The organism is Phycicoccus sp. Soil803 (assembly GCF_001429685.1).
Classification (GTDB): Bacteria; Actinomycetota; Actinomycetes; order Actinomycetales; family Dermatophilaceae; genus Pedococcus.
The window spans coordinates 4,084,216-4,108,489 of the sequence record NZ_LMST01000001.1; the positions used below are offsets into that span (position 1 = coordinate 4,084,216).

25 protein-coding genes and 1 pseudogene are annotated in these 24,274 nt (G+C 72.2%); 9 read left to right on the forward strand and 17 right to left on the reverse strand.

From position 1 onward, the window contains the following. Positions 1-21 precede the first annotated feature (21 nt). From ASG95_RS18970 to ASG95_RS18990, 5 genes and pseudogenes are all read right to left on the reverse strand, one after another. A complete protein-coding gene (locus ASG95_RS18970; protein WP_056921692.1) occupies positions 22-1,521 on the reverse strand; it encodes a class I SAM-dependent methyltransferase in 1,500 nt (499 codons plus the stop codon). Next, a complete protein-coding gene (locus tag ASG95_RS18975; RefSeq protein ID WP_057378467.1) occupies positions 1,518-2,234 on the reverse strand; it encodes an AIM24 family protein in 717 nt (238 codons plus the stop codon). The genes ASG95_RS18970 and ASG95_RS18975 overlap by 4 nt, the downstream gene beginning before the upstream one ends. 9 nt (positions 2,235-2,243) lie before the next feature. Beyond that, positions 2,244-2,717 (reverse strand): GNAT family N-acetyltransferase, encoded by a 474-nt coding sequence (locus tag ASG95_RS18980; RefSeq protein ID WP_057378468.1) that lies wholly within the window; start codon positions 2,715-2,717, stop codon positions 2,244-2,246. Positions 2,718-2,805: 88 nt separating this feature from the next. Then, positions 2,806-5,295, reverse strand: a pseudogene (locus ASG95_RS18985) (sodium-translocating pyrophosphatase); the annotation flags it as partial. 140 nt (positions 5,296-5,435) lie between these two features. After that, positions 5,436-5,780 (reverse strand): anti-sigma factor antagonist, encoded by a 345-nt coding sequence (locus ASG95_RS18990; protein ID WP_056921833.1) that lies wholly within the window; start codon positions 5,778-5,780, stop codon positions 5,436-5,438. 73 nt (positions 5,781-5,853) lie between these two features. Between ASG95_RS18990 and ASG95_RS18995 the strand changes: the two genes are divergently transcribed. Beyond that, positions 5,854-8,274, forward strand: a complete 2,421-nt coding sequence (locus tag ASG95_RS18995; RefSeq protein ID WP_082592876.1) for a DEAD/DEAH box helicase — start codon at positions 5,854-5,856, stop codon at positions 8,272-8,274. A gap of 52 nt (positions 8,275-8,326) precedes the next feature. Beyond that, a complete protein-coding gene (locus ASG95_RS19000) occupies positions 8,327-9,313 on the forward strand; it encodes a hypothetical protein (protein ID WP_057378469.1) in 987 nt (328 codons plus the stop codon). Between the two features lie 45 nt (positions 9,314-9,358). On the opposite strand, the gene ASG95_RS19005 is transcribed toward ASG95_RS19000, so the two are convergent. From ASG95_RS19005 to ASG95_RS21495, 9 genes are all read right to left on the reverse strand, one after another. Next, positions 9,359-9,724 (reverse strand): Rv3654c family TadE-like protein, encoded by a 366-nt coding sequence (locus ASG95_RS19005; protein ID WP_056921687.1) that lies wholly within the window; start codon positions 9,722-9,724, stop codon positions 9,359-9,361. After that, positions 9,708-10,067: a TadE family type IV pilus minor pilin gene (locus tag ASG95_RS19010; RefSeq protein ID WP_056921686.1), complete on the reverse strand. Its 360-nt coding sequence runs from the start codon at positions 10,065-10,067 to the stop codon at positions 9,708-9,710. Before ASG95_RS19010 ends, ASG95_RS19005 begins: the two co-directional genes overlap by 17 nt. A gap of 14 nt (positions 10,068-10,081) precedes the next feature. After that, the gene (locus tag ASG95_RS22140) at positions 10,082-10,219 is read right to left on the reverse strand and encodes a DUF4244 domain-containing protein (RefSeq protein ID WP_235544038.1); all 138 of its coding nucleotides are present in this window, start codon (positions 10,217-10,219) and stop codon (positions 10,082-10,084) included. 283 nt (positions 10,220-10,502) lie between these two features. Then, positions 10,503-10,811: a hypothetical protein gene (locus ASG95_RS19015; RefSeq protein ID WP_056921685.1), complete on the reverse strand. Its 309-nt coding sequence runs from the start codon at positions 10,809-10,811 to the stop codon at positions 10,503-10,505. Between the two features lie 146 nt (positions 10,812-10,957). After that, positions 10,958-11,428 (reverse strand): type II secretion system F family protein, encoded by a 471-nt coding sequence (locus tag ASG95_RS19020; protein ID WP_056921684.1) that lies wholly within the window; start codon positions 11,426-11,428, stop codon positions 10,958-10,960. Between the two features lie 125 nt (positions 11,429-11,553). Next, positions 11,554-12,312, reverse strand: a complete 759-nt coding sequence (locus tag ASG95_RS19025) for a type II secretion system F family protein (RefSeq protein WP_056921683.1) — start codon at positions 12,310-12,312, stop codon at positions 11,554-11,556. Beyond that, positions 12,309-13,436 carry a TadA family conjugal transfer-associated ATPase gene (locus tag ASG95_RS19030; protein WP_056921682.1) on the reverse strand — a complete coding sequence of 376 codons (1,128 nt, stop codon included), beginning with the start codon at positions 13,434-13,436 and terminating at the stop codon, positions 12,309-12,311. Before ASG95_RS19030 ends, ASG95_RS19025 begins: the two co-directional genes overlap by 4 nt. Further along, a complete protein-coding gene (locus tag ASG95_RS19035; RefSeq protein WP_157582264.1) occupies positions 13,433-14,128 on the reverse strand; it encodes a hypothetical protein in 696 nt (231 codons plus the stop codon). The genes ASG95_RS19030 and ASG95_RS19035 overlap by 4 nt, the downstream gene beginning before the upstream one ends. Before the next feature lie 719 nt (positions 14,129-14,847). Then, on the reverse strand, positions 14,848-15,690 hold the full coding sequence (locus ASG95_RS21495; protein ID WP_056921680.1) for a hypothetical protein: 843 nt from the start codon (positions 15,688-15,690) through the stop codon (positions 14,848-14,850). A 24-nt stretch (positions 15,691-15,714) separates the two neighbouring features. On the opposite strand from ASG95_RS21495, the gene ASG95_RS21500 reads away from it, so the two are divergent. Genes ASG95_RS21500 through ASG95_RS19060 form a run of 4 tightly spaced genes read left to right on the forward strand, consistent with a single transcriptional unit; the run spans position 15,715 to position 19,690 of the window. Further along, complete coding sequence (locus ASG95_RS21500) at positions 15,715-16,917, forward strand: histidine kinase (RefSeq protein ID WP_157582267.1); 1,203 nt, start codon at positions 15,715-15,717, stop codon at positions 16,915-16,917. A gap of 10 nt (positions 16,918-16,927) precedes the next feature. Further along, positions 16,928-17,743, forward strand: a complete 816-nt coding sequence (locus tag ASG95_RS19050; RefSeq protein ID WP_082592884.1) for a LytTR family DNA-binding domain-containing protein — start codon at positions 16,928-16,930, stop codon at positions 17,741-17,743. Positions 17,744-17,753: 10 nt separating this feature from the next. Then, entirely contained in the window at positions 17,754-18,170 is a 417-nt protein-coding gene (locus ASG95_RS19055) for a hypothetical protein (protein WP_056921829.1), read from the forward strand. Beyond that, a complete protein-coding gene (locus ASG95_RS19060) occupies positions 18,167-19,690 on the forward strand; it encodes a cation acetate symporter (RefSeq protein ID WP_057378470.1) in 1,524 nt (507 codons plus the stop codon). Before ASG95_RS19055 ends, ASG95_RS19060 begins: the two co-directional genes overlap by 4 nt. Here the strand turns inward: ASG95_RS19060 and ASG95_RS19065 are convergent. Further along, positions 19,687-20,058, reverse strand: coding sequence for a type II toxin-antitoxin system death-on-curing family toxin (locus ASG95_RS19065; RefSeq protein WP_057378471.1), 372 nt, complete (start codon positions 20,056-20,058; stop codon positions 19,687-19,689). The genes ASG95_RS19060 and ASG95_RS19065 overlap by 4 nt on opposite strands. Continuing rightward, on the reverse strand, positions 20,058-20,264 hold the full coding sequence (locus ASG95_RS19070) for a ribbon-helix-helix protein, CopG family (RefSeq protein WP_057379007.1): 207 nt from the start codon (positions 20,262-20,264) through the stop codon (positions 20,058-20,060). The genes ASG95_RS19065 and ASG95_RS19070 overlap by 1 nt, the downstream gene beginning before the upstream one ends. A 225-nt stretch (positions 20,265-20,489) precedes the next feature. Between ASG95_RS19070 and ASG95_RS19075 the strand changes: the two genes are divergently transcribed. From ASG95_RS19075 to ASG95_RS19085, 3 genes are all read left to right on the forward strand, one after another. Next, entirely contained in the window at positions 20,490-20,822 is a 333-nt protein-coding gene (locus ASG95_RS19075) for a DUF485 domain-containing protein (protein WP_056921677.1), read from the forward strand. Beyond that, a complete protein-coding gene (locus ASG95_RS19080) occupies positions 20,819-22,453 on the forward strand; it encodes a cation acetate symporter (protein ID WP_056921676.1) in 1,635 nt (544 codons plus the stop codon). Before ASG95_RS19075 ends, ASG95_RS19080 begins: the two co-directional genes overlap by 4 nt. 208 nt (positions 22,454-22,661) lie before the next feature. Beyond that, on the forward strand, positions 22,662-23,222 hold the full coding sequence (locus ASG95_RS19085; RefSeq protein ID WP_056921675.1) for a hypothetical protein: 561 nt from the start codon (positions 22,662-22,664) through the stop codon (positions 23,220-23,222). An 84-nt stretch (positions 23,223-23,306) separates the two neighbouring features. Here the strand turns inward: ASG95_RS19085 and ASG95_RS19090 are convergent, their stop codons facing one another. Further along, on the reverse strand, positions 23,307-24,194 hold the full coding sequence (locus ASG95_RS19090; RefSeq protein WP_056921674.1) for a hypothetical protein: 888 nt from the start codon (positions 24,192-24,194) through the stop codon (positions 23,307-23,309). Between the last annotated feature and the right edge of the window lie 80 nt (positions 24,195-24,274).

A 24,274-nucleotide genomic window follows, 5' to 3' on the forward strand; every position in this document is an offset into this window, starting at 1 on the left:
GAACCGGATGGAGAAGACGACTCAGACGAGCAGGCCGTCGGCCACCAGTCCCCGGAGCAGCGGAACGGCCGAGTCGCGGACGGCCGCCGCGTCCTCGCCTAGCAGCTCCGCGATCGCATCCAGGGCCAGCCCTGCAGGCAGCGTCCCGTCGCACACGCTGACCAGCGCGGCGCCGACCGTGTCGAGCCGGATCGTGCGTCCCAGGCCCACGCCCTGGCGCAGCTGGATCACGGCAGGCTCTTCGTCACCCGGTCGCCCGTGTCGCTCCTCCACCACGTCGTCGGCACACCGCCAGGCCACCGCGAGCAGCTCGGCGTCGTCGTGCTCGGCCAGCCAGGTCCGGGCGCGCAGTCCCGACAGCACGTGCGGCCCCATCGGTGCCGTGACCGGACCGGTCACCTCGGTGAGGTCGACGAAGGGCTCCCGCTCCCCCACCGGCTTCTGGAGGGTGATCACCCCGAACCCGATCGCGCTCACGCCGCGCGACGCGAAGTCGTCGAGCCACGCGGCATACATCGTCGTGAACTCGGTCGTCGCACTGTGGTGACCGCCGTCGCGCGACCAGGTCTCGGCGTACTCGGCAGGGTCCTGCAGGTCGCGCTGCACGATCCAGGCGTCGAGGCCGGTGCCGGCCACCCAGCCGCGCACCCGCTCGCGCCAGTCGCGGTCGCCGACGACCTCCCAGTTGCCGAGGAACTGGGCCACGCCACCCGGCTCGAGGTGGTCGCCGATCGACCGCACGAGGTCGGCGACGATGCTGTCGCCCGCCTGTCCGCCGTCGCGGTACTCGAAGAGCGGGACATCGGGGGTGCGTGGCGTGATGACGAAGGGCGGGTTGCTCACGATCAGCCCGAACTGTTGTCCCGCAACGGGATCCAGCATCGACCCCTCCACCACCTCCCATTCGAGGCCGTTGAGGGCGGCGTTGAACCGGGCGAAATCAAGGGCCCGCGTCGAGATGTCGGTGACCGTGACGTGCTTGGCGTGGGCACCCAGGTGCAGCGCCTGCACCCCGCAGCCGGTGCCGACGTCGAGGGCTCGCTCGACGGCCGGGCGCGGCGTCCACGAGGCCAGCGTGGTCGACGCCCCGCCGATGCCGAGGACGTGGTCCTCGCGCAGGGGTGCACGGGTGGCGAGCTCGGTGAGGTCGGAGGCGACCCACCAGGCGTGGCCCTCCTCGCCGTAGGGGCGCAGGTCGCAGGTCGCGACCACGCCGGGGCCCTGCTCGCGCACGAGCCGCAGCGCACTGGCGCCGTCGAGGCCGAGGGTGGGCAGCGCGGCCGCCGCCTCCTCCGTGTCGACCGCGTCGCCGAGTCCGAACAGCCGCACCAGGGTGGCCAGCGGCCCGTCGGCGCCGGCCGTCACGCGCTGGGCCGGGATCACCTGCTCGCGGCCGAGCGCCGCAGCGGCCAGGGGTCCGAGGAGCGCAGCCACCGCCTCGACCGTGTATGCCGCGGCCTCGAGGTCCGCGCGCAGGCGGGCGACGAGCTCGGGGTCGGCTGCCGGGGTGGGAGCACTCATCCGTCGAGCAGGCCGCCGAGGTTGAAGCCGCCACCCCCGCCGCCACTGCCACCCGCGGCCGGCGGGGTCCACTCACTGGGCTGGACGATGACGAAACCGGGGCCGGAGAAGGCGTACTGGAAAGCCTCGCCCGAGCCGCCGCGGAGCATCGACCGGACGTTCATGCTCGACACCACCTGGGGTACGAGGTTGGCCGACCAGCCCACGCAGGCCTGCACGTCGACGTAGGTGGGCTGCTGGCTGCAGTCGAGGATCACCGGCTGCCCGACGGTGTGGATCGCGACGGTGCCGGTGCCCTGCAGGGTCGTGTTGAACAGGCCGCCGCTGAGCATGCCGGCGCCCTGCACCCGCTTGATGTCCCAGTCGATGGTGGAGTCGAAGGCCAGCAGGTTGCGGGCGTTGACGCTCAGGGCGTCGCCGGTCAGCTCGACGAGGAAGACGAACCCGGCCTCGGACGCGAAGAAGACGTCGCCCTCGCCGGAGACCCGCATCAGCGAGACGTCCTCACCCGTCACGACCTTCTTGAAGAGCTTGCCGACACTGCCGGCCTTCTCGTGGTCGAAGCGGATCTGGCCCTGGTAGGAGACCATCGCGCCCTTGACGGCCAGCACGTCGCCGCCGAGGTGGACGCGGAGCATCTGCGGGTTCTGCAGCGCGAACCGCTGCTGCGCCTGGACTTCGAGGTTGGCCTGGTCAAAGAGCGGACTCTGCATGGCTCCAGCCTAGGTCGCCGGGCCACCGGTGGGCAGGCGATAGGCCAACCAGGTCCCGGCCCGGTCGGCCAGCCCGTCGTACAGCCGCTGGGCGGTCTCGTTGTCCGGCGCGGTCTCCCAGGCCAGCGCCTCGATGCCGCGCTCGGCCGCCAGCTGCCGGCAGGCCTCGACCAGCGCCGCACCCACGCCCCGTCCACGGGCGGCCTCCGTGACGAAGAGGTCCTCCATCACGGCCAGCCGCTGGCCCAGGGTGGTGTCCCAGCTCGAGAGCAGGGTCGCGTGGCCGAGGGCCCGTCCGGAGTCGTCCCGGGCGATCAGCTGCGTGCCGCCCGACCCCTCGTCGAGGAACGCGGTCGCCAGGGCACGGAGCTCGTCGTCAGCCGGGTCGCTGTCGTAGAACGTGCAGTAGGCCCGCATCAGGACCAGCAGGTCCGGCAGGTCGTCCGCCGTGACCCGCGTGACCTTCACCGCCGCATCGCCCATGGCGTGACCCTACGCGCGGAGGTGGGGGCCGCGGCATACCCCCGAACGCGGAGCGGGCCGGCTCACCCGTGTGGGTGAGCCGGCCCGNCACGGGCTCCTCGACGACGTCGGTCGCCTCGTCGACGGCCTGACCGGGGGCGGTCTCGGCCTCGCCGGCGTCGGGCGCGACCGCGTCCACGCGAGCTGCGCTCTGGCCGTCCTCGTCGCCACCGATGGCCAGGTCACGCGCCTTGGAGACGGCGACCGCGGCGATCACGATGATGATCGCTGCGGCAGCGATGCCGTAGCGGGCGACGTTGTTCTTGTCGCCACCGATCGACAGGGTCACGATCGCCGGGGCGATGAGCACCGAGACGAGGTTCATCACCTTGATCAGCGGGTTGATGGCCGGGCCGGCGGTGTCCTTGAACGGGTCACCGACGGTGTCACCGATGACGGTCGCGGCGTGGGCCTCACTGCCCTTGCCACCGTGGGTGCCGTCCTCGACGATCTTCTTGGCGTTGTCCCACGAGCCACCGGAGTTGGCGAGGAACACCGCCATCAGGCAGCCCGTGCCGATGGCGCCGGCGAGGAAGCCTGCGAGCGGACCGATGCCGAGGCCGAAGCCGACGGCGACCGGGGTGAGGGCGGCCAGCAGACCAGGCGTCGCGAGCTCACGCAGCGAGTCCTTGGTGCAGATGTCGACCACGCGGCCGTACTCGGGCTTCTCGGTGTAGTCCATGATCCCGGGGTGCTCGCGGAACTGGCGACGCACCTCGAAGACGATGGCGCCGGCCGCGCGGGTCACCGCGTTGATGGCCAGACCGGAGAACAGGAAGACCACGGCCGCACCCAGCAGCAGTCCGACGAGCACGCTCGGCGTGACGATCTGGAGGTCGAACGGCGCGTTGGCCTTCTGCAGGATCGCGGTGTACTGCGCCTGCGCCGCCTCCTGCGTCAGGCTGCCGCTCTGGATCTTGGCCACCAGGTCCGCCTCGGTGGACTTGGCCAGAGCCTGGATGATCGGCTCGAACTTCGCCTTCCACGCGTCGGAGTAGGAGCCGAACAGCGCGGTCGCCGCGAGGACGGCCGTCGCGATCGCGATGCCCTTGGTGATCGCCTTGGTGGTGTTGCCCACCGCGTCGAGGTCGGTGAGGATCTGCGCGCCCTCGCCGTCGACGTCGCCGGACATCTCGGCGATGCCCTGGGCGTTGTCGGAGACCGGGCCGAAGGTGTCCATCGCCACGATGACGCCCACCGTGGTCAGCAGGCCACAGCCGGCCAGCGCGATGAGGAAGAGCGACAGGATCACTGAGCCGCCACCGAGCAGGAACGCCGCGTAGACGGCCGCGCCGATGATGACCGCGGTGTAGACGGCCGACTCGAGGCCGACGCCGATGCCCGAGAGCACGACGGTCGCCGCACCGGTGAGCGACGTGCGGGCGACGTCCTTGGTCGGGCGCTTGTCGGTGCCGGTGAAGTAGCCGGTCAGCCAGAGGATGACCGCAGCCAGCACGATGCCGATGATGACCGCCAGCACGGCGACGCGGCGCGGGTCGCCCGACAGGGCGGTGATGCCCGCGTCGGTCGACTTGAGGGCCGCGAAGGTGTCGGGCAGGTAGACGTACGCGGCCACGCCGGAGAGGACGGCCGCGATGCCGGCCGAGATGTAGAAGCCGCGGTTGATGGCGGACAGCGCGTTCTCGCCGGGCTTGACCCGGGTGATGAAGACACCGATCAGCGCGGTCACCGCACCGATGGCCGGGACGATCAGCGGGAACACCAGGCCGTACTCGCCGAACGCGGCGGAGCCGAGGATCAGCGCGGCCACCAGCATCACGGCATACGACTCGAAGAGGTCGGCGGCCATGCCGGCGCAGTCGCCGACGTTGTCGCCCACGTTGTCGGCGATCGTCGCGGCGTTGCGCGGGTCGTCCTCGGGGATGCCGGCCTCGACCTTGCCGACGAGGTCGGCGCCGACGTCGGCGGCCTTGGTGAAGATGCCGCCACCGACACGCATGAACATCGCGAGCAGCGCAGCGCCGAAGCCGAAGCCCTCGAGCACCTTCGGAGCGTCGCCCTTGTAGAGCAGGACGACGACGGAGGCGCCGAGCAGGCCGAGGCCCACGGTCGCCATGCCGACGGTGCCACCGGTGCGGAACGCGATCCGCATGCCGAGGTCACGGTCACCGCCGCGCGCGGCGGACGCCACGCGGACGTTGGCCTTCACGGCCAGGCTCATGCCGAAGTAGCCGATCGCGGCGGAGAACAGCGCGCCGACGACGAAGAAGGCGGACCGCCCCCAGCGGACCTCGGTGGTGTCGGCCGGGAGCAGGAGGAGCAGGCCGAAGACCAGCACGACGAAGACGCCGAGCGTCTTGAACTGCCGAGCGAGGTAGGCCTGGGCGCCCTCTTCGACGGCAGCGCCGATCTCCTGCATCTTGTCGGTGCCGGGGTCGGCCGCCAGGACCTCCCGGCGGAAGAACGCACCCATGACCAGCGCGATGATGGCAATGGCCAGCACCGCATAGACCAGGGTGAGATTGGTGCCGTCCAGCTGCAGGTCAGCAGCTGTGGCGGCAGGCGCGAGGCGCGACATTCCATCCTCCTCGATGGGGAAACATTCAGGACCGCCCACGGGCGCGCCACGATGGCGCACCGCAGAGGGGACGTTGCGTGCGAGGGTAATGCACGTCACAGGGTTTGTGACGCCGGGTGAGGATCGTCACAGAGAATTCGTCAGGCGTTCGATGCTGCAGCAGCCTCGTCGACCGTGGGGTAGATGTGGAACACCTTGTCCAGGCCGGTGATCTTGAAGACCTTGAGGATCCGCTCCTGGGCGCTGACGATGCGCAGCGTGCCGTTCTGGCCGCGCACCAGCTTGAGGCGGCCCACGAGCACGCCCAGACCGGTCGAGTCCATGAAGGTGACTTTCTCGAGGTCGACGACGAGGTCGGTCCGGCCTGCGGCCACCTGCTTGTCGAGGACCTCGCGCAGCAACGGGGCGGTGTAGACGTCGATCTCGCCCGCGACGTGCACGATCGTCACCGCACCCTGCTCACTGCTGGAGACCGAGAGGTCCACGTCCACCCTTTCACCTGCGTACACCGGTGAGCAGGCGGTCGGACCGTCTGCTCTCGGGATTACGGTAGCGGCAATGTCCACCTCCGGCCCCACCCCACCCGGTTCCGCGGGGTCTCGCCGCGTCGCGTTCGACCCGGTCACGGCGCTGGCGGGCCTCGCAACGGGGACCAGGAGCGAGCGGCTGTTGCACGTCCACGAGGTGCCGGCCCGCGCTGCGGCGCTCGTCCCGTGGCCCACCTGGGTCGATCCGACCGTGTATGCCGCGTGTGCCGGTGCCGGGGTCACCTCCCTGTGGTCCCACCAGCGCGCGGCAGCCGACCTCGCCCACGACGGGTCACACGTGGTGATGGCCACCGGCACCGCGTCGGGCAAGAGCCTCGGCTACCTCCTGCCGGTGCTGTCGGCCCTCGTGGAGGGGTCCGCCGCCCCCTCCGGCCGCGGCGCGACAGCCCTCTACCTGTCCCCGACGAAGGCCTTGGCGGCCGACCAGCTGGCCCGGGTGCAGGCGATGGCCGTGCCGGGCGTGCGGGCGGCGACCTACGACGGCGACACGGCCACCGAGGAACGCCGCTGGATCCGCGACCACGCCCAGCTGATCCTCACCAACCCGGAGCTGGTCCACCACTCGCTGCTGCCCCTGCACGAGCGGTGGGCACCGTTCCTGCGGGCGCTGCGCTACGTGGTCATCGACGAGTGCCACACCTACCGTGGCGTGTTCGGCTCGCACCTCGCGGCGCTGCTGCGCCGCCTGCGCCGAGTCTGCGCCCGCTACGGCGCACACCCGACCTTCATCCTCGCCTCTGCGACCGTGCGCGACCCGGGCCTGCACGCCGCCCGCCTCGTCGGTATGCCGGTCGTGCCGGTCACCGACGACGGCTCGCCTCGGGAGGCGATGACCTTCGCGATGTGGGAGCCGGGCCTGCTCGGGGAGGGCGACGGCCGTCGCTCGGCCACGTCCGAGGCGGCCGACCTGCTGGCCGAGCTGGTCACCCAGCGCGTCCAGACGGTGGCCTTCGCCAAGTCGCGCGCCGGGGTCGAGGCCCTGGCCACCAGCGCTCGCCGCACGCTCACCGAGGTGTCGCCGGGGCTGGCCGGTGCCGTCGCGGCATACCGGGGCGGTTATCTGCCCGAGGAGCGCCGCGAGCTCGAACGCTCCCTGAGGGCCGGGTCGATCATCGGGCTGGCGGCCACCAACGCCCTCGAGCTGGGCATCGACATCAGCGGGCTCGATGCGGTGCTGCTGGCCGGCTGGCCGGGCACCCGTGCCTCGTTGTGGCAGCAGGCCGGCCGCGCGGGTCGTGCCGGCACGCGGTCGCTGGCGGTGTTCGTCGCGGCGGACGACCCGCTCGACACCTACGTCGTGCACCACCCCGAGGTGGTCTTCGGGCAGCCCGTCGAGGCCACCGTGCTCGACCCGGACAACCCCCACGTGCTGGGCCCGCACCTGGCCGCCGCGGCGGCCGAGCTGCCGCTGAAGGAGGACGACCTCGCGCTGTTCGGTGACCAGGCCCGCCCGCTCGTCGACGCCCTGGTCGCCCGCGGGATCCTGCGACGCCGGCCGACCGGGTGGTACTGGGCGCGCACCGACCGAGCCTCCGACCACGTCTCGCTCCGCGGCGCCGGTGAGGTCGTCGGCATCGTGGAGCAGCGGACCGGACGGGTGCTGGGCACCATCGACGAGGCGTCGGCGCACACCCAGGTCCACACCGGTGCGGTGCACGTCCACCAGGGCGACACCTACGTGGTGACCGAGCTCGACCTCGAGCACGGCACCGCGACAGCCGTGCGCGGTGACCCCGGATGGAGCACGTTCGCGCAGTCGGTGAGCGCGTTCGACATCATCGGGGCGCAGCGCAGCATGGCCTGGGGGCCGGTGCAGGTGTCGTTCGGGACGGTCCACGTGCACACCCAGGTCACGTCCTTCCTGCGACGGCTGCCCAGCGGCGAGGTGATCGGCACGCACCCGCTCGACCTCCCCCAGCGCACGCTGAACACGCGGGCCGTCTGGTGGACCATGCCGGTGGATTGGCTGGCGGCGGCCGGCGTGGCGGAGGTCGACATCCCCGGCTCGGCCCACGCGGCCGAGCACGCGGGGATCGGCATGCTACCGCTGGTGGCGACGTGCGACCGGTGGGACATCGGCGGCGTGTCGACGGCGCTGCACCCCGACACCGGGCTGCCCACGATCATGGTCTACGACGGCCACCCCGGCGGCGCCGGCTTCGCCGAGCGGGCCTACGAGTCGTTCGAGGAGTGGCTGCGCTCGACGCTGGAGACGGTGGGGGCCTGTCGCTGCGAGAGCGGCTGCCCGGCGTGCGTGCAGTCACCCAAGTGCGGCAACGGGAACGAGCCGCTGGACAAATCGGGCGCGATCCGGCTGCTGCGAGCGGTGCTCGCGGGTGCTCCGCACCAGCCCGCCGGTGCGGCGACACCCACGGGTCCGTCGCCGTTTCCGATGGTGACGAATGGGGCAAACGCGCAGGCCAGCGGCTAGGGTCGAAGGCGGACGGTGCACCACGCACCCCTCATCGTCGGAGGTTTCTTCCGTGATCGTGCTCGGCCTGATTCTCGTCCTGCTCGCCGTGGGAGCAGGTGTCATCCTGTTCCTCACCACTGATTCGCTCACCACGCCGGTCGACCTCGAGTTCGCCGGCTACAGCTGGGGAATGACCCCGCTCGCCCTGCTCATCACCGGTGCCGCCGTGCTGCTGATCCTGTGGCTCGGGCTGGCGATGATCCGCGGCTCGGCCAAGCGCCGACGGCGCCCGGCCCGCGAGGCCAAAGAGGCCGAGCGCCAGGCCAAGATCGAGGAGAGCATCCGCGCCGACGAGCGCGCCCGCGCCGAGGAGTCGCACCACAGCGCCCTGGCCGAGCGCGACCGGGTGCGTGACGAGGAGTTCGAGGCCCGCCAGGCCGAGCGCGACCGCGAGCGCGAGACCGAGTTCGCCACGCGGCAGCAGGAGGCCGAGGAGCGGGCCCGCGCCTACGAGCGCAGCCGGCTCGAGGGGGAGTACGCAGCCCGACGCTCGACCTCGGGCGAGACTGCGACCGCTGCCGCCGTCGGCGCGGGAGCAGGGGCCGGAGCCGGGATCGCCGCCAGCCAGGGCGACGACACCGACGAGCGCCACGCGACCGGAGACGACTTTGCCGCTCGCCACTCAGCGGACGCACCAGCCGACTCCGGCGCCACCGCTGGCACGACCACCGCTGACGACTCGGCGACCACGGACGACGCGACCACCGACGACGCCTCCGACGGCGCCTCTGACGGCGCGACCACCGGTGACTCGACCCGCGTGATGGCGGCTGACGACTCGGCCACCCCGACCGACGGCGACGCCTCTGACGACCCGAACCACCCGGGCTACCGGACCGTTGCCGACAAGATCATGGGTCGCGACCCCGCTGGCTCTGCCGACTCTGGCGACGCGACCGACGACCCCGAGACGGCTGGCACGGGCGACCGCACCGACGGTGTCGATGACGTCGAGGCCGACCGGACCGAACGGGGCGACCGCTCCGTCCGCGAGTGACCCGCGACTGAACCGCTGGCGCCGACTCGCTCGGCAGCAGCTCCATCACGGCGACGGCCCGGCTCGGGCCGTCGCCGTTGTGGTCCGACGCCCGGTCCCCGGCAGGATGAACGACGGCCGCGCCACCGCCCGGCACGTCACCGAACCGTCTTGCCCCACGGCGCACCGAGCGGACTCAGCGCCGTTCCGCGAGGCCACCGAGACGCCTGACGCGGACGCCGCGGTCGGGTCGACGCCCCGTTGGAGGGCTTGGGCCGCAGCGAGGGCAGCGAGGTCCGCCGCTGACCGGGCCCGGTGGGTCGCGACCACGGCGCTGCCCAGGGCCAGGCCCGCGACGAGGACCACGAGCAGCACTCCGAGCGCCGCCAGCACCAGCACTGTCGCCGCCCCTCTGTCACCGCGCCGGGTCACCGGATCCCACCGTCTCCATGGCGGCCACCGCGCGACCTGTCGGAGTCGCCCGCGACCCGAGCCACCCGAGCCCCGGCGCCGGCCGCCCTCGCACCACTACCGTGACCTCCACCCCCGAGCCTGATCCGGCGGCCGAGACCGCGAACGCGGCGCCCGGTGGTGCCAGCGGCTTGCCTACGGCCAGGGCCGACGCCTGGTCGTCGCCTCGAGCCAGGGCCCGGGCCGTCGCCCTCGCAGCGTCGACGCAGCGCACCTGGTCGGTGACGGTCGCGACCGCCGACAGGGCCACGAACAGCACCAGGACCAGCGTGGGGATGGCGACGGCGAGCTCCGCCGTCGCCATCCCGCCCTCGCCGGCTAGCCGACCGAGCCCAGCGCGGCGGTGATGACGGACGCCAGTGCCGACTTGACGGTGCCGGACCGGACGATGGTGAGCAGGACGGCGGCGAACGCGCACGCGGCCAGCGTGCCCACGGCATACTCCGCTGTCGTCATGCCGGCCTCGGCCCTGCGTCGGATCGTCGAAAACCTTGTGACCAGTGTGCATTTCACGCTGTGCTCCTCGAATGGGTGACGGGCGCTCGGCCCGGTTCGCCCCTGAGTCCACCGGACCTCGCGCGGGGTCGCCATGCCACTCCGGCCGGCCTGTGGACGACCACGGAGGCAGGGGGTGCGTGTGGACGAAGGGCCAGCCTGCGTGGGCGGTTCCGGCAACGCACCCGCCGCCCACACAGAACTCGGGCCCTCACCTGAGGGAATGGTGAGGGCCCGAGCCCGGTCAGCGCACGGTCAGGGGGACGTGCGCGGGGTCAACCGACTTCCGGCTGGCACCGGGAAGGGAAAGCCGAGGGTGGCCAGACGTCCCTGCACCTGGTTCTGTGCGCTGCAGGCTCAAGACCTCCTCCTTCAGCGCCACGGCGACCCCACTGCTCAGCCTCAGGCCGCGGTAGTCGGGCACCTTGCTGGCATGGACCGGAGTGAACCGGCCGCCGGTCAGGTCCAGCTCGTTGGCCGCCCCGGTGAAGGCCTGATTCAGCACGGCGAAGTCGGAGCTGCGCACGTCGAACCGGGTGTCGCGGCCCCGCACACCGAATTTTTACCGAGCTGGGCGGCCGGGATCGTGGTGCGGATGCGGTCCGCCCCCACGGCAGGACGGTGGCCCCTGTTGTGAGGTTCAACAGCCGGTAGCCGCCGTTGACGCAGCCAGGCGACCCTCCCGACGAGCCTTACGGCTCACGAAGCCCCCGCGAGGATCCCCGAGGCGAGGGTGACCACCACCGGTACGACCGCGGTGCAGGCGAAGGCCGGGAGGAAGCCCAACCCCAGCGGCAGCACCAGCAGCACCCCAGCCCGCGCGGCAGCGCGTTCGCGGGCTCGCTCACCCTGCTCACGCATCCGGGCCGCCGCACCCTCGAGGAGCTCGGCCGCCGCCGCACCGGTCTGCTCGGACAGGTGGGTCGCGGTCGCCGCCTGCCGCCACCGGGCACCCGCATGGGCCCAGGCCTCCTGCGCCGACAACCCCCACCGCAGGGCAGCCACGACGGACGCGAGGTCGTCGCGCACCACGCCGGTGGCCCCCGACTGGACGTGGTGCAGCGCGGTGGTCAGCGGCAACCCGGCACGAAGGCAGAGTGCGACGAGGACGAGGGCATCGGCGACGTCACCATCGGCTGCCTGGTCCTGCCGACGGCCACGCCAAGGCACCCAGCCACCCAGGGCCCTCCCCCACGCTCGGGTCCTTCCAGGGCGAACGAGCATCGGCCCGGGTGGCACCCTGGCCGGCCACAGGACGGGGACCAGACCCGCCAGCATGCAGACCAGCAGGGTCGTCACGCGGCCCTCCGGAGGATGCGCCAGCTCCACAGCCACGCGCTCAGCCCGAGACCGATGCCCAGGACGAGGCTGGCAGTGGCCACGGACGAGGAGAGGTAGAGCGTCACCGGGTCCACACCCATCAGGGTCCCCACGACAGGGCCCGAGGCCGGCAGGAGGCACAGGACCGCCATCGACGCCTTGGGGCCAGCCGCTGCCGCCGACAACCGCTCGCGCGACCTGGCCCGGTCGCGCAGCACCTGCTCACCACAGGCCAGGGCGTCGGCCAGGGGCGCGCCGGTCAGCTCGCTCAGGGCCCACGCCTGGGCCACGAAGGACAGATCGGGACTCTCGTGGATCCGGGCGTGCCAGCGCCACACGTCGGCGAGCGGAGCACCGCGAACGGCAGCCGCCGAGAGGTCGTCGAGGAGCGGACCGAGCGCCTGGTCGGCAGGAAACATCGGCGCAGCCGCAGCCACCGCGACGGCTGGCGGCACCCCGGCTCGAAGCGGTGCGGCGAGTGCCGCAACCAGGTCGGCGAGAGCGCGCTCGCGAGCCGCTCGTCGTCCGGAGGCGCCCACCGTACGTCGCGGCGCGACCGTGGGCCGTGAGCCGGCGCCGTCCCGCACCCGACCCACCGGCCGAGCGGAGACCGAGCCACCGCCGGCACCGGGCAGCCGTTCAGTGCCCGCTGGCCACAGGGCCGCGGCCGCCACCACCAGGACCAGCACCGCGACGAGCAGGGCCGCAGAGGTCGGCGGGCCGGCAAGCGTCACTGGTCGACCCCGGCCAGGGCAGTGAGCGCCGGCCAGCCCGGGCCGACGATGTCGGCGGCAGCGTCGAGGGCGAGGTCGCAGGCGGTCTCGGAACCGGTCCACCGCAGCACCGAGATCGAGGCCACCCGCCGCCCCCCGCCCTCGCGCCCGAGGTGCACGACGGCTTCGACGGCACTGGCCAGCTGGGTCTGGATCGCGTCGCGAGGCAGCCCGGCCAGGGCGCCCAGCGCGTCGAACCGGCGGGGCACGTCGGCAGGCGCATTCGCGTGGAGCGTGCCGCAGCCACCGTCGTGCCCGGTGTTGAGCGCCGCGAGCATCTCGCGGACCTCGGCGCCACGCACCTCGCCGACGACGAGCCGGTCGGGCCGCATGCGAAGCGCCTGACGGACGAGGTCGACCAGCCCGACAGCTCCCTGACCCTCCACGTTGGCGCCCCTGCCCTGCAGTCGAACCACGTGGGGATGGTCGATGGCGAGCTCGCGAACGTCCTCCACGACGACGATGCGCTCGCCGCCCGTCACCTCGGACAGCATTGCCGCGAGCAGGGTCGTCTTGCCGGTGCCCGTGCCACCGGTGACCACGAACGAGCGGCGGCGACGCACCAACGCGCGGAGCAGCTCCTCGACCCTCGGTCCGAACATCCCCCGGGACCCCAGCCCGGCCAGCCCGGTGCCGACAGCCCGAGGGACCCGAAGGCTCAGGTGGGCACCGCCGTCGACCAACGGGGGAAGGATCGCGTGGAGCCGGATCCCCCCGGGGAGCAGCCCGTCCACCCAGGCCTGGCTCTCGTCGAGCCGGCGGCCGGCCAGAGCCGCCAACCGGACCGCCAGTCGTCGCGCCTCCGACGGCTCCAAGGCGAGGCCGCCCGGAGCCAGCGCTCCCTCGCCGCGGTCCACCCAGACGGACCCGTCGCCGTTGACCAGGACGTCGGTCACCCGCGGGTCGCGCACACACGGCTCGAGCGGACCCAGCCCGAGCACCTCTGAGGCCAGGAGGGCGCGGGCCGACTCGACGCCGGCCTCCCCGAGCCGAGCGGCGTCGGCAGCCGCGATCTCCCGCACCGCGCCGGGATCGGGCGCCTCGCCCCGGCGGATCCGGTCGACGATGAGGGCGTCGCGCCTCATCGTCGGACCAGCCACGGCGGCGGTGCGGACAGCAGCGAGTCGACAGCCCCGGCCAGGGCCCCCGACCCACGGCTGCCCGGTGGTCGCCCACGGTCCGCGTCGACGGGCACCCGGGGGTCGTCGCGCATGATGCCGGCCAGTGGGAGGTCGAGGTGCGCAGCGACCTCCTCCGGACCCAGTGCGTCGCCCCGGTGGGGGCGCAGCACGAGGGCGGCCGGCACCCCGAGGTCGTGGAGACGCTCAGCCGCCCCGGCGCCGTCGGCCAGCTGGCGGGCGCTCGACCCGACCACGAGCAGCAGGTCGCTGCACTGCTCCGCCAACCACGTCGAACACCCCAGGTCGACGACGGTCAGCCCACACACCCTGGACAACCCGGACACGGCCGCACGCACGACCTCGTCCGGAGGCGCCGGCCCTCGTCCGGCCAGGACCCGTGCCGAGCCTTCGGCGGGAAGCTCCCGGAGCAGCGCCGCACCGTCGATGTTGCCCTCGGCCTCGACCAGGTCCGCCCAGCGCAGCCCCGTGACGTGCTCGACGCAGGCCGTGACGTCGAGCGCGCCCCCGCCAGGCGCGCCGTCGACCGCCACCGTGGCGCCCACCCGGCCCACGGCGCGCACGGCGAGGGCGACGGCGAGGGTCGACACCCCCAGGCCGCCCGACGCCCCGATCACTCCCAGCACGCGATGGTCCATGCCGCCAAGCCTGCGGTGGCCCACGGCGCTGGGCGAGCGGCCGACGCCACGCCTGTGGAGCGGGGTCAGCCGATCACGGAGCTGTGGACGACGGACACCGCATCGGGACCAGTGCGGCACGACGGCGATGCGGGAACGGCGGGTCGAGGTATTCGCCTACCAGGATCCGGTCGCCGAATACCTCGAACCGGGGGAGCAGCCACGAGAACCTGGCTGGAGAAAGGGGACGGCCCCGGTCGGGGGGACAACCGGGGCCGTCGACGCGCCAAGCTCCGGGGGGGAGGAGCCGGTGCGCCGATCCGCTCTACCCACAAGGGGGAGCGGACGCCTTCATCGTGGACCATTAAGTGTTCAACCGCAACTCGTTCGTGACGCGTTTTGCCCACGAGATTCGAGTATTTCCGCGGACATGGCCGTCCATTCCGGACAAACCGCCGCCGCAGGGGGATGGCACCCCGCGTTGCGGGGTGCCATCGGCCGTGATCCGCCACGGGTTACCAGGCGTGCATTCTGTAGTTGTCGCACCGGGACAAGCCCGTCACGATCGGTCCACCAGTGGACTGCCCGCGCGTGGGTGCCCGATGGGGTCACGGTGGCCGTCGGACTCTCGTACGTCGACTTGCCCCCATGTCTACCCCCGCTCGGGAGCAAAGGAAACCCTTGACTTTGAGCCGCAGGTGGGCGTCCGGCGTTTCCCTCGACACCTGGAGGAGATTGGGTCAGGTGAGCCGGCCGGCACGCACCGCGTCGCAGATCTGGACCCCCTGCGCCGCGCCCGCGACCACCGCGTCGGCACAGTGCCCGATCCAGAGCCCCAGCCCTTCGGGCGTGCCCGTCCCGTATGCCGCGAGCGCGCCGAGGTAGGCCGGCCCACCCTGGGTGGCGTGCCCGGCCTCGGTCACCACGACCCCCGTCGGGTCGAGCCCGATGGCCTGCACCAGGGCCCGCTCGACAGCTCGCGCGACCACCCCGTTGGCCCGCACGAAGGGCCGGGCCGTCGCGATCTCGGCGTGCGCCACGGCAGCCACGACGAGGCCGGGCACGGCAGAGCCCGCGGTCATCACGGTGACCAGGAGGTCGAGCCGCTCGCGCAGGGCGTCCGACACCGGGGCCTCGCCGAGGTCGCGGAACTCGGCGCTGGTCTCGCCGGCCACCCTGGGTCGCCCGACCTGCTCGGCCGGCAGCAGCTCGGCGGCGGCGGCCACGTGCAGCCGCGCCAGCGCCTGCAGGGGAGCCTTCGTCACGAGACCCCTGACGTGCTCGCTCTCGGCCGTGGCCGTGACGGCTCCCCGCGCGACGAGCTCGACCGGGTCGGGTTGCAAGGGCCACTCGGCAGCCCCGCGCATCACGTCGCGGACCAGGTCGAGGGGGACCGTCGCCCCCTCGAGGGCGGCGCTCGCCTGCGCACCCCGCACCCGGGACTCCGCGGACGCCTCGGGGATGCGGCGGCGCAACGCCTCGTGCCAGCGCAGCTGCTCGCACGCATCGCGGGCGGCGGCGATCCGCTCGGGCACGCCCGGCAGCTCGGCAAGGGCGCTCAGCGAAGCGATGACGTCGACCACGCAGTGCAGCCTAGAGTTCGCCCTGTGTCGGGCAGCTTCCACCTCCCCACCGCGATCCTGGTCGCGGGGTCCCTGGGACTCCTCTATGCCCTCGTCCGGCTGGTCCGGCACGGTCGCAGCGCCTCGCGAGGCTTCGTCTCCGAGGTCGACCAGGCCACGCACGCCACGCTCCACACCGCGTCGCTCGCGGCCCGGCACCTCCAGGACGGGCTGACCGAGGACGGCACGGCCCGGGCCGCCAAGCACCTGCGCGAGCTGCTCGGCTCGTCGGCGGTGGCGATCTGCGACGGGGGCGGGCTGCTCGCCTGGGACGGCGCGGCCGACCACCACGCGGCGGATGCCCCCGGGCACGCCCAGGAGGTGCTGCGCACGGGGCGGACGATCGTCCTGCGCGCTGGTCAGGTCCAGTGCCCGGACCCCGACTGCCCGGTCCGCTCGGTGGTGATCGCCCCGGTGGTGACCGATGACCGCGTGGTCGCGGCGCTCGCGGCATACGGTCCCAACGCCTCGGCGGGGCTCGCCCGCGCGACGGAGGAGGTCGCGGGGTGGATGGCCACCCAGGCCGAGCTCGCCGACCTCGGCCACCAGCGCACCCGCACGATGGAGGCCGAGCTGCGCGCCCTGCGCGCGCAGATCAGCCCGCACTTCATCTACAACTCCCTGGCCGCCATCGCCTCGTTCGTGCGCACCGACCCCGACCGGGCCCGCGACCTGCTCCTGGAGTTCGCGGACTTCACCCGCTACGCGCTGCGCCGCGGCGGGGTCTTCACGACCTTGGCCGAGGAGCTCCGCAACGTCGAGCGCTACCTCGTGCTCGAGCAGGCGCGGTTCGGCGACCGGCTGCAGATCTCTCTCCTCATCGCGCCGGAGGTCCTGCCGGTCACGGTCCCCTACCTGGCCATCCAGCCCCTGGTCGAGAACGCCGTCCGGCACGGGCTGGCGACCAAGGAGGGCGGTGGCCACGTGAGCATCACCGCCAGCGACGAAGGGGCCGAAGCCGTGATCACGGTCGAGGACGACGGGGTCGGGTCGGACCCCGCCGCGATCCGCACCATCCTCGACGGCCATGCCGACGGCGACAACGTCGGCCTCGGCAATGTCGACGCCCGGCTCCGCCAGGTCTACGGCGACGACTTCGGGCTGGTCGTCGAGACCGCTCCCGGGGCGGGCACCAGGGTGACTTTCCGGGTGCCCAAGTACGCCCCCGGCGTCCACGCGACGACGTAGTCTCTCCCCCATGGCTGGCGCCCTCTCCGGCGACCCGGAGCACCGCCGCCCGCAGGACGCCACCGGCGGCTCCACGGGTGCAGCCCTGCGTGCCCTCGTCGTGGACGACGAGGCGCCGGCCCTCGAGGAGCTCAGCTGGCTGCTGCGCCAGGACGAGCGGATCGCGGAGGTCGTGACGGCGTCGAGCGGCGCAGACGCCCTGCGGTCGCTCGACAGCGGCGACATCGACGTCGTCTTCTCGGACATCTCGATGCCCGGCCTCGACGGCATGGAGCTGGCCCGCGTCATCGCCCGCTTCGTGGAGCGCCCCCAGGTCGTCTTCGTGACCGCCCACGACCAGCACGCCGTCGACGCGTTCGCCGTCGACGCCACCGACTACGTGATGAAGCCGGTGCGCAAGGACCGCCTCGCTGAGGCGGTGCGCAGGGTGGTCGCCGCCGTGGAGCCGGGAGGGGCCGCGCCGCAGGCGGCGGGAGAGCCCGAGGACGAGACGATCCCGGTGGAGCTCGCCGGCGTCACGCGGTTCATCACGCGCAGCCAGGTCCGCTACGCCCAGGCCCAGGGCGACTACGCACGGCTGCACACGGCCACCGGCAGCCACCTCGTCCGCATCCCGCTCAGCACCCTCGAAGAACGGTGGGCCGCAGCGGGATTCGTGCGGATCCACCGGAGCACGCTGGTGTCGCTCACGCACGTCAGGGAGGTGCGCATGGAGCACGGTCGGTGCAGTGTCATGCTCGACGACACCGAGCTCCAGGTGAGCCGACGCCACACCCGGGAGCTGCGCGACCGCCTGCTGCGCGCGACCCTGCGCACCTCGTCGTGAGCTCGACGTGGTGAGCTCCGGCACCGGCCCGCCCGGCGAGCCGCACGAACCCACGCCGCCGGTCCCTTCGCGGGTCAGGGTCACGAGCACCCGCCGTGATGCCGCCACCCGGCGCGACCTGCGCCCGCTCACCCGTGACCTCGACGAGCAGAGCACGCTCGGCGAGGTCTACATGGCGGGGTTGATGTCCGCCCAGCTGCGACTCGCCCTGCGGGTGCTCGCCTTCGGGGCCGTGGGTCTGGGCGGACTGCCGCTGCTGTTCCTGCTGGTGCCCGCCACGCGGACGATGGAGATCGGGCGGTTCCCGCTCCCGTGGATCGTGCTCGCCGTGGTCGTCTACCCGGTCGCGATCATCGTGGCGCGCGTCTACGTCCGGGCCTCCGAGCGGATCGAGGCCAAGTTCTCCGACACGGTGCGTCGCCGGTGAACCCGGCCTACGGCGTCGTCGCCATCGTCCTGGTCTGCACGGTGACGCTCGCGATCGGCGCGTTCGGGCTCCGGCTGTCACGCACGACCAGCGACTTCTACGTGGCCGGGCGCACGGTCACCCCCTACCGCAACGCCAGCGCCATCGGCGGTGAGTACCTTTCCGCCGCAAGCTTTCTCGGCATCGCGGGGCTGGTCTACACCAACGGCCTGGACATGCTGTGGTTCCCGGTGGGCTACACCGTCGGCTACGTCGTCCTGCTGGTCCTGGTCGCCGCGCCACTGCGGCGCTCCGGCGCCTACACGCTGCCCGACTTCGCGGAGGCGAGGCTCGAGAGCACCGTGATCCGGCGGCTCTGCTCGGTGCTCGTGGTCGGCATCGGGTGGCTCTACCTCCTCCCCCAGCTGCAGGGCGCGGGTCTGGCCCTGGGCACGGTGACCGGGGCGCCGACGTGGGTCGGTGGGCTGATCGTGGCGGTGGTGGTCGTCGCGAACGTCGCCGCCGGCGGGATGCGTTCGATCACCCTGGTGCAGTCCGTGCAGTACTGGGTGAAGCTCACCGCCATCGCCGTCCCCGCCTTCGTCCTGCTCGGCGCGTGGGTCGGCGACGGCGCTCCGGGCCCGGCCGCCGCCCAGGAGACCAAGTGGATCGAGCCGCTGAACGGACTGGCGGGACAAGGACATCCGGTCTACGCCACCTACAGCCTGCTGCTCGCCCTCGGCCTCGGCACGATGGGCCTGCCCCACGTGCTGGTCCGCTTCTACACGAACCCTGACGGCAGGGCTGCCCGGCGGACGACCGTCACCGTCGTCGCCCTGCTCGGCGCCTTCTACCTCTTCCCGCCCGTCTACGGCGTGCTCGGCCGCGTCTACCTGCCCGACCTGGCGAGCGGAACCGCCGACACGCTCGTGCTCAGGCTGCCCGGCGCCATGGTGCCGGACCAGCTCGGCGAGACGCTGTCGGCGGTGCTCGCGGGTGGTGCCTTCGCCGCCTTCCTGTCGACGGCCTCCGGGCTCACCATGTCGGTGGCAGGGGTCATCGACCAGGACCTGCTGCGCCGTCGGCTGGGCCGGATGACCGGTGACGACTTCACCGTGGCGCAAGGCTTCCGGCTCGCGACCGTGCTGTCCGTGATCGTCCCGTATGCCGCGTCGAGACTCATCGAGCCCGTCGGCCTCGCGACGATGGTGAGCCTGGCCTTCGCGGTCGCCGCGTCGACGTTCTGCCCGCTGCTGGTGCTGGGGTCGTGGTGGCGCGGACTGAGCACCGTCGGCGCGGCCGCCGGGCTCGTGGTCGGCGGCGGCCTCGCGGCCACCGCGGTCGCCTTGACGATCTTCGCCGGCCCGATCCCCGGGTGGCCGGGGGCGCTGCTCGGCCAGCCGGCGGCGTGGACGATCCCGATCTCGTTCGCCACGGCGGTCCTCGTGTCCCTGGCCACGCCCGGCCGGATCCCGCGGCACACGGCCCGCACCATGGTCCGGCTGCACACGCCCGAGGACCTCGCCCTCGACCGGAGCTAGCCGGACTCCAGCCCGAGCCGTTCGACGATCTCCGCGAGGTCAGCATCGCCCGTCGCGACGTCCATCACCAGGGCGAAGGCCTCGTCGTCAGTGACGTCGACCTCCACGCCGTTGATGTCGAGGAGGACCAAGCAGGCGAGGAACCCGATGCGCTTGTTGCCGTCGACCAGGGCGTGGTTGCGCACCAGGGACTGCAGCAACGCGGCCCCCTTGAGCTCAAGGGGGCCGTAGGCGTCCTCGCCGTAGAGGGAGGCCCGGGGGCGCGCGGCCGCAGCATCGAGCAGACCGAGGTCGCGGACCGGGCCTGCGCCAAGATCACGGATCAACGCCAAGAGGTCCTCGACGTCGAGGAAGCGCGGATCCGCCATCACACCGAACCGAGGCGGTCGAGGACGTCACCCCAGCGCTCACGCAGCTTCGCGCTGCTACTCGCGACGAGCTCGACGTGCTCCTGTCGGTGGTAGCGATCGATCACAGCACGGCGAATGACCTCCTGACGGGAGGCGCCCTCAGCGGCAACCAGGGCATCGAGGGCCTTCTCGAGCTCGCTGTCCGTGCGAAGTGTCAGAGCCATGGCCACGATGATACCAGTCCGATACCAGTGGCCGGAAGGGCCTCTGGTGGGGCGACTGCCGCTGGGCGCACGAGGGCGACCGTTCACCGCAGCAAACCCGGCCACCCGGCGACCGCACCCCTCCACACGGCGCGCGACCACGCGGCATACCTGCTGCTCAGGGGGCTGCGGGAGCACAGTGGCGACGACCGCGGGACAAGCCCGCGCCATCACTGGAGGTGTCCCGTGAGCAACGACGCTCGCACGGAGCACGACCCGTACGTCGCACTCCAAGACTCCGCGGACTTCGCAGACCTCAGGTCCCGGTTCCGCAGGTTCGTCTTCCCGATGACCGGCCTCTTCCTCGCCTGGTACTTCCTCTACGTGCTGCTGTCCGTCTACGCCTCGGACTTCATGAGCACCAAGGTGTTCGGCAACATCAACATCGGCCTCCTGCTCGGCCTCGGCCAGTTCGTGTCGACCTTCGTCATCACGATCATCTACGTGCGCTGGGCCGACCGTGAGTTCGACCCGCGCGCCGCCGCACTCGCCACGACGATCGGGGAGGACCACCGATGAGCCTGCCCACCCTCGCCCCCGCTGCCACCGAGGTCGGCAGCCCGGCGCTCAACATCAGCATCTTCGGCGTCTTCGTCCTGATCACGCTCGCGATCGTCATCCGGGCGTCGCGCAACAACCGCAGCGCCGCCGACTTCTACGCCGGTGGCCGCGCCTTCACCGGACGCCAGAACGGCATCGCCATCGCCGGTGACTACCTCTCGGCGGCCAGCTTCCTCGGCATCGCCGGAGCCATCGCGCTCAACGGCTATGACGGCTTCCTCTACTCGATCGGGTTCCTCGTCGCCTGGCTGGTGGCGCTGCTCCTGGTCGCCGAGCTGCTGCGCAACGCCGGCAAGTACACGATGGCCGACGTCCTGTCGTTCCGGCTGAAGCAACGCCCGGTCCGCATGGCTGCCGCCATCTCGACCCTCGCGGTCTGCTTCTTCTACCTGCTGGCTCAGATGGCCGGAGCCGGTGGCCTGGTGGCCCTGCTGCTGGGGATCGACGACAAGGCCGGGCAGTCCGTCGTCATCGCCGTCGTCGGCGTCATCATGATCACCTACGTGCTCATCGGTGGCATGAAGGGCACCACCTGGGTGCAGATCATCAAGGCCGTCCTGCTCATCCTCGGGGCCGGCGTGATGTTCCTGTGGGTGCTCGGCAAGTTCGGGCTCAACCTCAGCTCGCTGCTCGGTGACGCCGTCGAGGCCTCGGGTGGCAAGAAGGTGCTCGACCCCGGGCTGCAGTACGGCAAGACCGGCACCACCAAGATCGACTTCATCTCGCTGTCGCTGGCCCTGGTGCTCGGCACCGCCGGCCTGCCGCACGTGCTGATGCGGTTCTACACGGTGCCGTCGTCGAAGGAGGCCCGGAAGTCGGTCGAGTGGGCCATCTGGCTGATCGGCATCTTCTACCTCTTCACCCTGGTCCTCGGCTACGGCGCCGCCGCCCTCGTCGGACCCAAGGTGATCGCCGCCGCCCCCGGCAAGGCCAACTCCGCTGCACCACTGCTCGCCTATGAGCTCGGCGGAGAGCTGCTGCTGGGACTCATCTCGGCGGTGGCGTTCGCGACGATCCTCGCGGTCGTCGCCGGCCTCACCATCACGGCGAGCGCCAGCCTCTCGCACGACATCTACAACTCCGTCATCAAGGAGGGCACCGCCTCCCCGGAGGACGAGGTCCGGGTCGCCCGCATCACTGCGGTCGTGATCGGCATCTTCGCCATCCTCGGTGGCATCCTCGCCAACGGGCAGAACATCGCGTTCCTCGTCGCCCTCGCCTTCGCCATCGCGGCGTCGGCGAACCTCCCGACGATCCTCTACTCGTTGTTCTGGAAGCGGTTCAACACCCGCGGTGCGCTGTGGTCCATCTACGGCGGGCTCATCACGGCGCTGACGTTGATCGTCTTCAGCCCGGTCGTCTCCGGCAAGCCGGTCGACCCGGCCACCGGCAAGTCGCTGTCGATGCTGCAGGGCACCGACTTCCACTGGTTCCCGTTGGACAACCCCGGCATCATCTCGATCCCGCTGGCCTTCATCCTCGGCTGGCTGGGCACCGTGACGAGCAAGGAGTTCAACGCCGCCAAGTACGCCGAGATGGAGGTGCGGTCGCTGACCGGCCACGGCGCCGAGAAGGCGGTCGCGCACTAGGCCACCACCCGGCATACCCCGGAACCACGGTGCCGTGTCCCTGCAGGAGGGGGCACGGCACCGTGCCGTTCCGGCCCGGGAGCAATTCGTGTGGCGCGGGCTTTTCGGTGACACAGCCGACCTTTCGTGACGACACGGTCACGTTCACGGCCGAGGTCAACCCGGCGGTCGCGGTGCACGTCAGTGCGGTGTCCGGAAGGAGGACGCCATGAACATCACCCGCACCGCGATCGTCCGATCGCTCCTCGTCGCCGCACTCGTCGGGGCCGTCCCGGCCACCACGGCCACCACCTCGGCGCAGGCCGCTCCGTACTGCGGCATCACCTGGGGTTCGCTCGCCAAGACGAAGGCGTTGGCCCCGACAGGCTCCGTCACGGGCGTCCGCTCCGGCCGGCACGCCTGCTTCGACCGCCTGGTCATCGACCTCAAGGGCAAGTCGCCCGGCTACACCGTCAGGTACGTCAAGACGTTCACCGGGCAGGCGTCCGGGCTGCCGATCTCGCTGCGCGGCGCCGGCAAGCTGCAGGTCACGGTCAACTCCCCCGCCTACAACCCGGCCACCGGGGCTCCTACCTACACCCCGCGGAACCCGAACGAGATGGTCAACGTCACGGGCTACACCACCTTCCGCCAGGTCAAGTGGGACAGCAGCTTCGAGGGCTACACCAGCCTGGGCCTGGGCGTCCGGGCGCGGCTCCCCTTCCGCGTCTTCACGATCCAGGACGCCACGACGAGCCGACTCGTCATCGACGTGGCCCACCACTGGTGAGCCGAGCGGGGTGAGCGGTCGGGTCCGAACGGGTCCGGCCGCTCAGCCACGTCGATCGGTTGGACACCCACGCGGGCCGGCCGGTCAGCTCCGGCGGGCGATCCGCTCCTCGTCCAGTGCCGCGGCCTTCCGCTTGCGGTCGGCCACGAGACGGGCGGTCACGACCCGCACGACGACGAGCACGACCGCCACCCCCAAGGCGAGCCAGAGCCAGGGCAGCAGGTCCTGCAGCCGCGCCTGGGAGTAGGTCCACCACTGGGTGCGGACGAAGTCCCAGGCAGGTTCGGCGACGCGCCTGGCCTGCTCGCGCAGGGTCAGCCCACCGCCGGTCCCGGGGCGGAGCACGTCCCAGCCGTGCTGCAGGGCACGGGCGAGCAGGGCGAAGAGCAGCCAGGTCACGACCAGCCGGGCCACCGAGAGGATGGTGGGGGCGACCCGCTGCCACGTGGCGACGGCGAAGGGAAGGGCGAGCGCCACGGCGACGGCCGCCTCGGTCGGCCAGGAGGCCGGCGACAGGCCAGCGACCACGACCAGCACGGTGGCAGCAGCCACGGGGCCTTTGGACCCACGAGCGCCGAGCACGACGCCGAGGAACGCGGCTGCCCCGAGCAGCACCGCGAGGACCACCCTCTCGTGCGGGTACTCGTCAGCCGCCGGGGCGTCGAGCAACCACCCGAGACCGCTGAGCACGACCACGATCGCGAAGCGGGGCCACGGCGAGCGCACCAACAGCGAGACCGAGGCTGCCGCAGCGGTCGCGCCCAGGAAGAGCACGTCACCGTCGAAGACGCTGAGCGGCAGGTGCAGCCACGAGGTCACTCCCGCGAACCCGACCGGCCACCAAAGCAGGGCCGCGAGCAGCAGCGCCACCTCGGGCCAGACCTTGCCGGCCAGGGCCCGCCCCCGGTCGAGGGGGTGCTGGGACGGGGCGCCGGAACCGGCAGCCGGGGTGGCGCTCGTGGGGGTGCTCACGGCGCCCAAGGCTAGCCGTTGGCCGCTCGCAGCGTCCGCCGACCGATCATCGCGACCACTCCCCTTGATGCGCGGGCCGG